The sequence below is a fragment of the uncultured Porphyromonas sp. genome, from assembly GCF_938039215.1.
Lineage (GTDB): Bacteria > Bacteroidota > Bacteroidia > Bacteroidales > Porphyromonadaceae > Porphyromonas.
Window position 1 is genome coordinate 1 of record NZ_CALHVI010000061.1, and the last position, 12604, is coordinate 12604.

Below are 12604 nucleotides of genomic sequence, written 5' to 3' on the forward strand. Positions count from 1 at the left end.
CGGGCCCCCGTCAATTCCTTTGAGTTTCACCGTTGCCGGCGTACTCCCCAGGTGGATTACTTAACGCTTTCGCTGTAGAGCTTACACTATATCGCAAACTCCTAGTAATCATCGTTTACTGCGTGGACTACCAGGGTATCTAATCCTGTTTGATACCCACGCTTTCGTGCTTCAGCGTCAGTTGTACCTTAGTAAGCTGCCTTCGCAATCGGAGTTCTGCGTGATATCTATGCATTCCACCGCTACACCACGCATTCCGCCTACCTCATCTACACTCAAGCCCGCCAGTATCAATGGCAATTTAGGAGTTAAGCTCCTAGATTTCACCGCTGACTTAACAGGCCGCCTACGCACCCTTTAAACCCAATAAATCCGGATAACGCTCGCATCCTCCGTATTACCGCGGCTGCTGGCACGGAGTTAGCCGATGCTTATTCGTAGGGTACATTCACTGAGGCACACGTGCCTCTCTTTATTCCCCTACAAAAGAAGTTTACAATCCATAAGACAGTCATCCTTCACGCGACTTGGCTGGTTCAGGCTCTCGCCCATTGACCAATATTCCTCACTGCTGCCTCCCGTAGGAGTCTGGTCCGTGTCTCAGTACCAGTGTGGGGGTTCAACCTCTCAGTTCCCCTACCCATCGTTGCCTTGGTGAGCCGTTACCTCACCAACTAGCTAATGGGACGCATGCCTATCTCACAGCGAATTTCTTTTCCTCTACCTTGGATGCCCAAGATGGAGTGTACGCGGTATTAGTCCGTCTTTCGACGGGTTATCCCCCTCTGTGAGGCAAGTTGCATACGCGTTACGCACCCGTGCGCCGGTCGCCATCAGTCTTAGCAAGCTAAGACCATGCTGCCCCTCGACTTGCATGTGTTAAGCCTATCGCTAGCGTTCATCCTGAGCCAGGATCAAACTCTTCCTTGTCAATATTTTATTGTACTTGATTCTGTTTGTCTTGCTCCGAAGATGGTTCTTGCTTCTGATCTATTAGTGTATCTCTACCTAAGTAAAGGTTCGTAATTGACGGTTAGGTCTTTCGTTCCCTAAACGTTTGTTACTACACTTCTGTTTGTCAATATCAATTATCTCAAAGATCGCTGTTGCCGTTGTGACTCCGTCGCCGGTTGGTCACCCGTTTCTTTTGCGACTGCAAAGGTAATGCTTTTTCTTAAACCACCAAAACTACCGAGGTAATTTTTTCGTTCATCAGCTTGTCAGTCTCTTGCGCACCTCGCTTGGTTTGCGACTGCAAAGATAGAGCAAAAATATCCGTCCCTCCAAATCTTCGCGAAAATTTCTTGAATAAGACCCTCTCTCGCGCACGTACATTATATATGTATATATAGCTATCCACAGCTCGAAAAAGTCCCGACGATCTCCAGACTTCTCTCATATCAAAAAGGAGCTCCGCTCCAACCCGCTCCACAAGCGACTCCGAAGTAGCCCCAAAACGACCTACGGTAGGTCGCCGAAAAAACCTACGGTAGGTCGGTCGACCGATCTACCGTGGGTCGGTGAGACGACCTACAGTAGGTTTTATTTGACAGCACTCTTGGGTTGGGATCTATGCGAACAAGAACGAGACATCGCCACACTGGGAAACCCTTCTAGAAAACTCACCCCAAAAGAGCCACCTCCTTCCTATAAAAAGATAAAACAAGATTGACACTTTTTAGAGAAGTTATACCCCTATTTTGGAAAGCACACTTCTCGAAGAGAGCACTCTTCTTCCAAGGGCAAATAATGCGTCACACACCGCTCCAGAGCAAGGGTTTCCGCATATTTGTTTGAGCAAAAAAGTTTACTACCTTTGCTGTAACGAGTCTGCTGCGCGACCTTTTACGGAGCATGAGCGTCTTAAGCACCAACAGACACTCACCATGCCCCTAGGGTAGAGCAAACGCCAGCGAGCCAGTGGCAAGAGGCCACATTGACACACTTAAGCACCTCCTTTGCTGAAGCCTACCACTCAGTACATCAACTCTTAAAGGCAAACATCACACTCCCTCTGAGAGGCCTAGGTCGAAGGACAGACTCAATTAGGAGAACCCTCCTAATCCGCACATCCGTTTCACTCAAACACCGACAAGTCTAATGAAAAAGAGTTTACTCTTCTTCCTACTCCTATTCCTATCAATAGGAGTGGCATGGGCTCAGAAGAAGCAGACTACCGTCACTGGTATCGTCATCGCCTCCGATGACAAGGAACCCGTGATCGCAGCTTCTGTCTCCTGCGTCGAGTTCCCCAAGGTGGGAGCCTTGACTGACCCCAACGGGCGATTCTCCTTCAACGTCCCCGAAGGTGCCAAGACGCTCAAGATCTCAAGCATCGGCTTCATCACACAGACCGTAGCCATCACGGGCAAGGAGCTTCGTATCGTCCTGCGGCCTGAAGAACAGACCCTCTCTCAAGTCGTCGTAGTAGCTTATGGTACGCAGACCAAGAACTCCTTCACAGGGTCCGCTGCCCGTATCGACGTAGCTAGCCTGACGAAGAAGACGGGGGCCAACATCACCACTGCACTCGAAGGGGCTTCTCCTGGGGTACAGGTCTTCACCTCCAGCGGTCAGCCTGGTGCTTCTGCTACAGTCCAGATCCGTGGTATCGGGTCTGTGAACTCCAACACTGCTCCTCTCTACGTCATCGACGGGGTCCCCTACAACTCGAGCCTCGCAGGCTTCAACATGGCCGATGTCGAAACTCTAACCGTCCTGAAGGACGCTTCTGCAACGGCTCTCTATGGTGCACGTGCTGCTAACGGGGTCGTCCTCATCACGACCAAGCAAGGGAAGGCTGGACGCATCTCCTTCGAAGCCGAAGTCAAGAGCGGGTTCAACGCTCGTTACCTGCCTCAGTACGATGTCATCGACTCGCCTGAAGAATATCTAGAGACAGCCTACCATGCTATGAAGAATAGCTATGAACGCTTCGGTCTCAAGGAAAAGCTCCATTCACTCTACACGAAGCCCAAGGCTAAGTTCAAATCAGGCAAGAGTATCGCTGATGCTCCCAACAGCATCTCCGAGCTTCTCTTCTTCCAAGGGATCCTAGCCAACGAATCCGATGCTACGGGTATGTGGGATCGCTACAACATTTGGGACGCTGAACCAGGCAACCTCATCGACCCTGCGACGGGGAAATTCAATCCCAACGTCAAGCGCCGCTATGATCCAGAATCTTGGCGCGACCATATCTTCCGCACAGGTCGTATCTCCGAAGCAAATGTCCGCCTATCTGGGGGATCAGATAAGGTGAACTTCTCGAGCTCTTTGGGCTATCAAGACAACGTCGGGTACTACATCGGATCAGAATTCAATCGTCTGAACCTTCGTAATAATGTGACGGCCCACCTAACGAACAACTTCAAGGCTAGCCTCGGTCTCTCCTACTCTCGCTCGCTCATGAAGAACCCTGGGCAGACCTCTAGCGCCAACAACGGGTTCCAGTTCGTCAACAAGGTACCACCTCTCTTCCCCGTCTTCGAGCACGACAAGGATGGGAAGATCCTCACCGACCCGAAGATCCCAGGTGGCCAGAGCTATGACTATGGTCAGGACGAGGATAAGGGTATCAGCCGTCCCTTCTCTGGGGGGATCAACCCTGCTGGGGCAGTCCGTCTCGACCGCAATGAGTCACTCACCCACCTCACCACGGGGAACCTCAACCTCGAGTACCGCTTCCTCAATGACTTCAAGCTTGCTGTGAACTATGGCTTCCAGGCTACGGCTCGTAAGTCTGAATCTCTCACCAACCCTTACTACGGGGATGCTAAGAATATCGGTCGTATCCGTAACACGAATACGAACAGCTTCGCTTGGACGCTCAACCAGATCCTCTCTTGGGGACGCACCTTTGGTGATCATACCGTCGATGCCTTCATAGCGCACGAAGCCTCTGAAGACGAAGATGACATCCACTTCTCTGGTAAGGATAAGGTCATCCGTGGCGGCCAGACCACCCTCAACGATGCTATCATCCGTGGTGACATCGAGGGCTACCGCATCCGCTATGCTATCGAAAGCTACTTCGGTCAGCTCCGCTATGACTTCAAGAACAAATACTACTTGAGTGCTTCGATCCGTCGTGACGGCTCCTCTCGCTTTGCTCCCGAGCATCGCTGGGGTACCTTCGGTTCGGTAGGGGCAGCTTGGATCCTGAGCAAGGAAAACTTCCTCTCAGATGTGAAGTGGATCGACAACCTCAAGCTCAAGGCAAGCTATGGTATCCTCGGTAACCAGTCTCTTGACCTAGCTTACACGGCTTCCAGCCCTGACTACTACCTCTACCACGACTTCTACTCCACAGACAACCTCGGTGGTAAGCCCTCATTCTCCTTCTACTCTAAGGGGAATAGAGATCTGACGTGGGAACGCTCAGGCACCTTCAACATCGGCTTCGAGTCTCGCCTCTTCCATCAGCTTGACCTCAACGTCGACTACTTCATCAAGACCACGGACAACATGCTCTTCAAGAAGCAGGTCGCTCCCTCTCTTGGCTATGCTTACTATCCCGTGAGCGAAGGTGAGCTCCGTAACAGCGGGGTCGAAGTAGAACTCAACTGGGAAGCTTACAAGAGCAAGAACTTCTCTGTCAATGTCCGTGCTAATGGTGGGTACTACCGCAACAAGATCACCCGTATGGCTAACGATGCCCTTGGCAATGCTAAGCACTACGAGATCCACGGTAGCTTCGCCTACAAGAAGGGCCACTCTGTACAGGACTACTACATGCGTACCTGGAAGGGCGTAAGCGACAAGGGTCTCCCCCTCTGGAAGGCTTATACCTACAAGGATCCTGCTAGCGGCAAGGATGTCTATGTCGATGACTACGAAAAGTACATCAGCTCGGGTGGGGATCCCTCTAAGCTGACCGAGACGACCACTTCTACCTACGGTGACGCAGTGAGAGAGTTTGTCGGCAAGAGTGCTATTCCTGACTTCGTCGGGGGCTTCGGCTTCGATGTCCAGTTCCATCGCTTCACGCTGTCGACCAACTTCAGCTACGGCCTTGGAGGTTGGGGGTATGACGGAGTCTATGCTAGCCTCATGAATAGTGGTGCTGCACTCGGCTCTACGAACTACCACAAGGACATCCGTAACTACTGGACTCCAGAGAGACCTACTAACCTACCGATCCTGACCAACGAAGCTGATGAGCTCAAGTATGCGAATGCTACTTCGACTCGCTTCCTGACCAGTCGTTCCTTCCTCTCGCTGACCAATGCTCGCATCAGCTATGATGTCCCCAAGACGCTCTTGCAGCGCCTCGGTCTGAACTCAGCTTCGGTGTACGTCAGCGGGGATAATCTCTTCCTCATCTCTGCACGTAAGGGTTATGCCTCTATGTCGAGCCAGAGCGGGGGATCATCAACGAGCCGCTACCTCCCCGTATCTACCTTCGTAGCGGGTGTCCGTCTCGGCTTCTAATGTCCCACTCTTATACATTCTATCACATCATGCGTACAAGTATAAGAAACAGCATATGCCTAGCCTGCGGGCTTCTGGCACTCTCCGCCTGTAAGAAAGACTTCCTCAATCAGGAGCCCTCTGAGCTCCACACTGCTGGTCAGATAGCAGAAGCAGGGAAGTGGAACGATGATATCGCCCTAGGCTTCGTCAACGGGACACTACAGACGTTCTTCAAATCCATGCAGTCTACACCTAATAGTCACGACGACTTTGCTCAGAAGGCTTTTGATATCACGTCTGACCTGATGTCAGGGGATATGGAGCTTCAAGGGGGGCAATCCTACGGATGGTTCTCCAGCGTAGCCAACCTACTTGGCTACCAGAAGTTCGAGATTCCCAACTATTCAGTCTGGCGTATCAGCTACCGCACGATCTCTCTTGCCAATGGTTTCTTCCGCTCCGTAGGTGGTGACGAATCAATCTCTCCAGAACAGAATAGACCTGAAACCCTCTACAACTGGGGGCAGGTCAAGACCCTTCGTGCACTGGCTTACCTCAATCTAGCTCACTTCTACGGCAAGCCCTACAGCGATGCTACGAAGAGCTCGCTCGTCGTACCTATCTACCGCGCTTCGGATGATGGTAGTAAGCCCAACAAGCTTGGGACGCTCGACGAGCTCTATCAGCTCATCGTCAAGGACCTGACGCAGGCCGTTGACTCCATAGATAAGTCAGGAGTCAAGCGTGTGAACAAGCAGTATCTCGATGCCACTGTGGCTCGTGGTGCTCTAGCTCGTGCCTATATGGACTTGGGCGAGTGGGAGAAGGCCTATGAAGTAGCCAATACCGTCGTCACAAAGCAAGCTAAGAACTATCCGCTGATCGCTGCAAAGGATCTGCTGACCAATGGCTTCAATGACTACAAGACCCCCGAGTTCATCTGGGCGATTGACATCAATGAGGATAACACTGGTAAGCTCGCTAGCTTCTGGGGTCACATGGACGTATTCACTTATAGCTACGCTTCCGTCGGAGCCTTCAAGGGGATCAATGCGAACCTACAGGCTCAGATCCCTGACACTGACCTCCGCAAGGGCTGGTTCAATGCTAGCCGAGGTCTACCTCTGAGCAAGTTCTTCTCTACAGCTAAGCCCACAGTACAGGGTGACCGCACGTGGCTCAGCGACATCGTCTTCATGCGTATGGCTGAGATGTACCTCATCGCTTCTGAAGCGGCTGCCCGCAAGGGTGACGATGCCAGCGCTAGAACTCATCTGCTAGCCCTGCTCAAGGAGCGTACTGCTGAGGATCAATATGCTGCAGTACAGGCCAAGATCAACGGTCTCAGTGGTGAAGAGCTTCTCAAGGAAATCCTCTATAACTGGCGTGTAGAGATGTGGGGTGAAGGCTTCTCGCTCACGGTGATGAAGCGCTTCAAGATCGACATCCAACGCTCGGGTCGTAACGTCTACCATACGAACGAAACGATCAAGTGGGATGATCCTCGTCTAACCTACCAGCTGCCTCAGAATGAGTCAACGAACAATCCAATGATCAAGTAGCCCACTACGACTACTGATCCTACGACACGAGCTCGCCTCCTCAGCCTTAGTGCTGGGGAGGCGAGCTCTTTCTTTTCCCCTCGTCCTGCTGTGCGAAGGCGAGGTTCTAGCAGCTGCTTCCTTGGGTCTACCTAAAGAGAAAGTACTCTGAGCTTAGAGCACATGCTCGAAGGACTCCAGAATAATCCGTCCCTTCGCCCTAGGCCTTACTAAAGAGAAGCAGTGGAAGATAGCCCCCGACAGAGAGGGGCTCGCTAGAGGCATGCGACAGAAACTTTATTCCCAGCGAACTGACCGCATAAATAGAGGCCTCACAGCCGCCCCAAAAGCGACCTACGGTAGGTCGTCAATAAAACCTATGGTAGGTCGCCTCACCGACCCACAGTAGGTCGTCAAGGCGACCTACCGTGGGTCGTTTTTGCCCCTTGTAGTATAGCCCCTCCAGAAGGGGGCAAAAGACGGGCTCACCGCTTAGCAGAGAATGGACTCTTTGCATGAGAAGAAAGTATAGCGATACTAACCGATGCTCATCAGACCAATCCCCGTGAGCTAGATCAAGTGGACAGAGGGTGAAGAAGCCCCTCATCCCAGAGGTCAGATTCGTCTCGCAGCGCCTCTATGCTCAAGCATCCACCGAGGGAAAATCTCGGAGTATGGAGCAGGTACCGAATATATTTGTATATTTGTAGTCAGGAAAATAACTAGTGCCTCTGGGCACAAGATCAACATCAACCACTAAATACAAGTGTAACAGTATGGAAATCAAGAAGTCACCTAAAGCCGACCTCGAGAAGGGCAAAGGACTCTCTCTCCTACTGGGGCTCATCGTCGCTCTCTCCTTGACCTTCGTGAGCTTGGAGTGGCGTAGTTCGGTGGCACAGGCTGGGAATAACAACAACTCTGGCAATAAGGCTGACCTCGAAGAAGCTCTCCTTGTCAAGGAAGAGCAACCAGAAGAAAAGCCTGAAGAACCTAAGCCACAGGAAGCTCCTCAGCAGACCGAGATCCAGCTTCCTGATGAATTCAAGGTCGTAAGCAACGATATCAAGGTCGAGAAGCCTTCGTTCGTCTCTGCCGATGAAGACAAGGCTCTGCCTCCCCCCCTCCCCTTCGGGCCTAAGGACATCCCTGGTACTCCTACTGAAGAAATCTCCGAAGAAATCTTCGAAGTTGTAGAAGAACAGGCAGAGTTCCCTGGTGGTATCAATGCGCTCCGCAAGTACCTCATGGACAACCTCCGCTACCCTGAGAGCGCTCAGGATGCTGGTATCCAGGGTAAGGTAATGGTACGCTTCGTCGTAGAGCGTGACGGTTCGGCTACCGCTGTCGAAATCTACAAGGGTGTAGACCCCGCACTCGACAAGGAAGCTATCCGCGTAGTCAAGTCCGTACCTAAGTGGAAGCCCGGTAAGCAGCAGGGTAAGCCCGTACGTACTCGCTTCGTAGTACCTATCGTCTTCTCACTCCAGTAAGAAGCACCCCATAGGGAAAGCTAGAGCATAGCTAAGCCTAGCGACCTCCACACCTCACACGAGAGGGCAGGTATCACCGATCTTAGGTGTGTACCTGCCCTCTCTCTTTGTAGCCATGAGGCAAGGCTCGGGGGCTCCTAGATTTAGCTTTTTCGGGGGCTAAGTCGTATCTTTGCCTAAGTGTATTGCGGGCTAGCGAACTAGCACTCACAGCCCGCCCTTCAACATTAAGATAATGTCATCCACGATAATTCATCCTGACGAACAACTAGCACTCATGCGCCAAGCGATCGAGGAGCAGCTCAAGGCACGCGCCCTCGATCAGCGCAAGCCACAGGGACTCTTCGCCCCGATCGACTATACGCTCCGCCTCGGAGGTAAGCGCCTGCGCCCGCTCCTATGCTGTGTCGCAGCTGCCACCTTCACCTCCGAATGGCAGCGAGCTCTTCCCGCAGCCGCTGCGCTTGAGATCTTCCACAATTTCACTCTCCTCCACGACGACCTGATGGATCGCTCCCCCCTTCGCCGTGGGCAGGAGACGGTATTCCGCCGCTGGGGAGACAATACGGCGATCCTCTCGGGCGATGCCATGAGCATCGAAGCCTATGCCTGCCTCGCTGAGATCGAGGACAAGTCCCTACTCAGCGAGATCCTCCCCATCTTCAGCCAGATGGCTCTAGAGGTCTGCATCGGTCAGCAGTTTGACATGGAGTTCGAGACCCGCAGTGAGGTCCGCCCAGAGGAATATATGGAGATGATCCGCCTCAAGACCTCGGTTCTCCTAGGAGCCTCGCTCCAGATAGGGGCACTCCTCGGTGGTGCTCAGCCCGCTGATGCGCTTCGCCTCTATGAGGCTGGGGTACAGCTAGGGCTCTCCTTCCAGATCCAGGATGACCTCCTCGATGTCTACGGCGATGAGAAGACCTTCGGCAAACCTATCGGGGGAGACATCATCCACGCCAAGAAGACGCTACTCCTTCTCTATACACTAGAGCAACTCAAGGGGGATGCCCTCGCCGAACTTCAGTCCATCCTAGCCCTCACTCCTGAAGAGCGTGAGAGCAAGGTCGATCGTGTGCGTCAGCTCTACAATGAAGCTGGCACACGAACCTATGCCGAGGGAGAGATCCTGCGACTTACGAGCAACGCCTTCTCGCTTCTCTCTGAGATGGAGCTTCGTGAGGAGGGACGCAAGCTCCTCCAAGCCCTCTTCCGCACGCTCTCGGGACGAACGAAGTGATATGACACAGCTCATCGATAGCCACACGCACATCTATGCGGAGGAGTTCGACGAGGACTTCTCGGACATGCTTCAGCGAGCAGAAGAGGCAGGTGTCACGCAGATGGTCCTGCCCTGTGTGGACAGCGAAAGTTGGCCACTCATCCACTCACTAAGCGAAGCTCATCCCCAGCGTCTCTTCCCGACGATCGGGCTCCATCCGACCTATGTCAAGGAAAACTATGAGGCGCAGCTGTCCTACCTAGAGCAGCACCTTGAGGAGGGAGTCGTAGCCATCGGTGAGATCGGACTGGACTACTATTGGGATACGACCTTCAAGGCCGAGCAACTCAAGGCCTTCGAGCGGCAGGTCCGCTGGGCTCATCGTCTGGGGCTCCCTGTGATCCTACATGTACGGGAAGCCTTTAGAGATACCTTTGATCTCCTCCGATCGCTACAGCTACCTAGGCTCCGTGGTGTCTTCCACAGCTTCACGGGGAGTAGAGAGGAGCTACAAGAGGCTCTGTCCTTCGAGCTCTTCTACATCGGGATCAACGGAGTCGTGACCTTCAAGAATAGCTCGCTCAAGGAGTATGTCTCCGACATCCCCCTTGACCGACTCGTCGTGGAGACAGATGCTCCCTATCTAGCTCCCGTCCCCAAGCGAGGCCGACGCAACGAACCGGCCTTCCTCCCCTACACAGCGAGCTTCGTCGCCTCTTGCTACCAGATCTCCGATGAAGAGCTCTGTGCTCGAACCAGCGAGAATGCCCGCCGTCTCTTTGCCCTACCTACCCGCTAATTATCACTACTATGCTATCTATAGATGCTCTTATCAAGCGAACACGCACCTACCGTCGCTTCGATGAATCCGTCGCCATCGACCGCCTGCAGATCGTTCGCTGGCTCGATGTAGTTCGCCAGACCCCTTCGGCTCGCAATGCCCAGCCCCTGAAGTACATCATCATCACTGATCCCGAGCTCTGCCACGAGATCACAGCCAAGCAACACTGGGCTTCCATGCTCCCCGACTGGGATGGTCCTGCCGAAGGTGAACGCCCTCGAGCTTATCTCCTTCAGCTCCTCGACACGGACATCGCTCCTTCAGCTCGCTTCGACGAAGGTATTCAGCTCCAAGCTCTGGGGCTACTCGCCACAGAGGCAGGTTATGGTACTTGCATCTTCGGTGGACATGGGAAGGCCGAACTCTCTCGCCGCCTTGGACTCCCCACGCACCTCTCGATCAATGCCATCATCGCTGTCGGTAAGCCCAGCGAGGAAGTGCTCCTCGAAGAGGCTCGTAGCCCAGAAGATGTACGCTACTGGCGAGACAAGGATGGTCGTCATCATGTACCCAAGCGCACGCTGAGCGAACTCATCATCGAGCCCAACAAGCCCTCTATCTTCTGATCCTCCACTCTGCACCTCATATTACTTCCCCATACATTCATGAAGAAGATCCCATTCCTCTTCTTTATCCTTACGCTCATGACGCTCCTCTCCTCAGCTAGCTGTGGTGGTGCTACGAGCCAAGCACAGAGCACGGACAGCGTCAGCGAGGAGAAGCGCACGGCTGCGCCTTTCAATGCCGACTCCGCCCTACTCTACATCAGAGAGCAGGTAGCCTTCGGTGTCCGCACTCCAGGGAGCGAGGGGCACAAGGCCTGCGCCTCTTGGATCGAATCCAAGCTCCGTAGCTGGGGCTACACGGTGACCCTACAGCGCTTCCCTGGGAAGGATTACTTTGGCAAGGAAGTGCAGGGAACAAATATCATTGCCACACTGAACCCCGACAGTCAAGAGCGACTTCTGCTGATGGCACATTGGGACACCCGTCAGGTAGCTGACCACGATCCCATCGCTAGCCGACAGCAGGAGCCAATTCTGGGAGCTGATGATGGGGCTAGTGGTGTAGCCGTCCTTCTCGAGCTCGCTCGACAGGAAGCACTCAAGCCCTCGGGCAAGGCTCTGGACTTCGTCTTCTTCGATCTCGAAGATGGAGGGGGAAGTGAAGGTGAAGACTCTTGGTGCCTCGGCTCGCAGTACTGGGCTAAGCATCCCCACACCTCGGGCTACACAGCTCGCTGGGGGATCCTGCTCGATATGGTCGGCTCACAAGGGGCTCGCTTCTACTGGGAAGGACTATCTAAGGACTATGCTCGCCCGCTCCTTGCCACGCTCTGGCAGACTGCAGCACAGCTCGGCTGGGGTAGCTACTTCGTCCAAGCAGATGGCTCGCAGATGACTGACGACCACGTCGCCGTAGTACGTGAGCTTGGCATCCCTTCGGTCGACATCATCAACTTCGACCCCACTCGACCCACGGGCTTTGGTGCCCACTGGCATACCACGGCGGATGACATGAACATCATCTCCAGAGAGACGCTTCGTGCTGTCGGAGAGACCGTCGCCACGACAATCCGTGAGGAGCTCTAATCCGTGAGGATTCCTAACATGAGGATCTCTAATGTGAGGATCCCTAATTCGCTATCAACCCTTCATGCCTACAATCAACGAAATACAAGACGAGATCATCGAGGAGTTCTCCGCCCTCGATGATTGGATGGATCGCTATGCACTGATCATCGATCTCGGGAATACCCTTGAGCCTCTTCCAGAGAGCGACAAGACCCCAACCAATATCATCGAAGGTTGCCAGAGCCGCGTCTGGATCACAGCCTCCTTCGATGGGGAGCGTATCCACTTCCGTGGCGAGAGTGACGCACTCATCGTCAAGGGTATCGTCAGCCTCCTACTCCGTGTCCTCGATGGACAGACACCTCAGGACATCCTCGCCTCCGACCTCTACTTCATCGAGCGTATAGGCCTGGCCGAACATCTCTCCCCTACTCGCTCGAATGGGCTGGTGTCGATGCTCCGTCAGATGCGCCTCTTTGCCGCCGCCTTCGCTAGTCAAAGCTAAGTCTTATCAATCC

The 12604-nt window shown here is 53.6% G+C and carries 8 protein-coding genes and 1 rRNA gene; 8 read left to right on the plus strand and 1 reads right to left on the minus strand.

The window, feature by feature from the left end; translation table 11 throughout:
* A 16S ribosomal RNA gene (locus tag Q0336_RS08685) occupies window positions 1-930 on the minus strand; the annotation flags it as partial.
* Between the two features lie 1170 nt (window positions 931-2100).
* Here Q0336_RS08685 and Q0336_RS08690 point away from each other — a divergent pair.
* From Q0336_RS08690 to Q0336_RS08725, 8 genes are all read left to right on the plus strand, one after another.
* Window positions 2101-5433, plus strand: a complete 3333-nt coding sequence (locus tag Q0336_RS08690) for a SusC/RagA family TonB-linked outer membrane protein (protein ID WP_298527913.1) — start codon at window positions 2101-2103, stop codon at window positions 5431-5433.
* A 29-nt stretch (window positions 5434-5462) separates the two neighbouring features.
* On the plus strand, window positions 5463-6977 hold the full coding sequence (locus Q0336_RS08695; protein ID WP_298527916.1) for a RagB/SusD family nutrient uptake outer membrane protein: 1515 nt from the start codon (window positions 5463-5465) through the stop codon (window positions 6975-6977).
* A 755-nt stretch (window positions 6978-7732) separates the two neighbouring features.
* Complete coding sequence (locus Q0336_RS08700) at window positions 7733-8449, plus strand: energy transducer TonB (RefSeq protein WP_298527919.1); 717 nt, start codon at window positions 7733-7735, stop codon at window positions 8447-8449.
* A gap of 235 nt (window positions 8450-8684) precedes the next feature.
* Window positions 8685-9689 carry a polyprenyl synthetase family protein gene (locus tag Q0336_RS08705; RefSeq protein ID WP_298527922.1) on the plus strand — a complete coding sequence of 335 codons (1005 nt, stop codon included), beginning with the start codon at window positions 8685-8687 and terminating at the stop codon, window positions 9687-9689.
* 1 nt (window position 9690) lies between these two features.
* Window positions 9691-10470: a TatD family hydrolase gene (locus Q0336_RS08710; protein ID WP_298527925.1), complete on the plus strand. Its 780-nt coding sequence runs from the start codon at window positions 9691-9693 to the stop codon at window positions 10468-10470.
* An 11-nt stretch (window positions 10471-10481) separates the two neighbouring features.
* Window positions 10482-11078: a nitroreductase family protein gene (locus tag Q0336_RS08715; RefSeq protein WP_298527928.1), complete on the plus strand. Its 597-nt coding sequence runs from the start codon at window positions 10482-10484 to the stop codon at window positions 11076-11078.
* Window positions 11079-11117: 39 nt separating this feature from the next.
* Window positions 11118-12104, plus strand: a complete 987-nt coding sequence (locus tag Q0336_RS08720; protein WP_298527930.1) for a M28 family peptidase — start codon at window positions 11118-11120, stop codon at window positions 12102-12104.
* A gap of 64 nt (window positions 12105-12168) precedes the next feature.
* A complete protein-coding gene (locus tag Q0336_RS08725; RefSeq protein ID WP_298527933.1) occupies window positions 12169-12591 on the plus strand; it encodes a SufE family protein in 423 nt (140 codons plus the stop codon).
* Window positions 12592-12604: the final 13 nt, after the last annotated feature.